At 73.3% G+C, this 667-nt stretch carries 1 protein-coding gene; it reads left to right on the top strand.

Annotation, left to right across the window (positions count from 1 at the left end; genetic code table 11):
• Window positions 1-667 (top strand): pullulanase X25 domain-containing protein (locus BIV28_RS19340; RefSeq protein ID WP_479723842.1); only part of this gene is annotated, 667 nt, incomplete at both ends.

Below are 667 nucleotides of genomic sequence, written 5' to 3' on the forward strand. Positions count from 1 at the left end.
GCGGCTCGAACATCCCGCTCACCGTTCCCGCCGGCAAGGCGGTGAACTTCTACTACGACCACCGCACGCACTGGGTCACGAGCGACGCCCAGGGGCCGATCATCACGGCGCCGGGCTCCTTCCAGAGCGAGCTCGGCTGCCCCGGCGACTGGTCGCCCGACTGCATGCGCTCGTGGCTGCAGGACCCGGACGGCGACGGCACGTACACCTTCAGCACCGACGCCATCCCGGCCGGCAGCTACGAGTTCAAGGTCGCCCACGGCCTGACGTGGGACGAGAACTACGGAGCCGGTGGCGCGCCCGGCGGCGCGAACGTCGCCTTCACGGTGCCCTCCGACGGCGTCGTCACGACGATCAGCTACGTGCTGGCCACGCACCAGATCTCGGTCAAGACCTCCAAGGCGGGGGCCGCGCCCGACCTGACCAAGGCCAAGGCGTTCGTGGTCGGCCCCGACCTCGTCGCGTGGCCGGCGAGCGGCCTCCCGGCCGGCACCGACCCGGCGACGCTCTCGTGGCGCCTGCACTGGTCGGCGACCGGGGGCCTGGCGGTCGACGCCGAGGCCGTGACCGGTGGCTCGGTGGCCACGCTGACGCGTGACCCGGCGGGCCTGCCCGCCTCGCTCGTCGCCGCCCACCCGGAGCTCAAGGGCTACGTGGCGCTGCGCAC

It is taken from the genome of Intrasporangium flavum, assembly GCF_001956915.1.
Lineage (GTDB): Bacteria > Actinomycetota > Actinomycetes > Actinomycetales > Dermatophilaceae > Monashia > Monashia flava.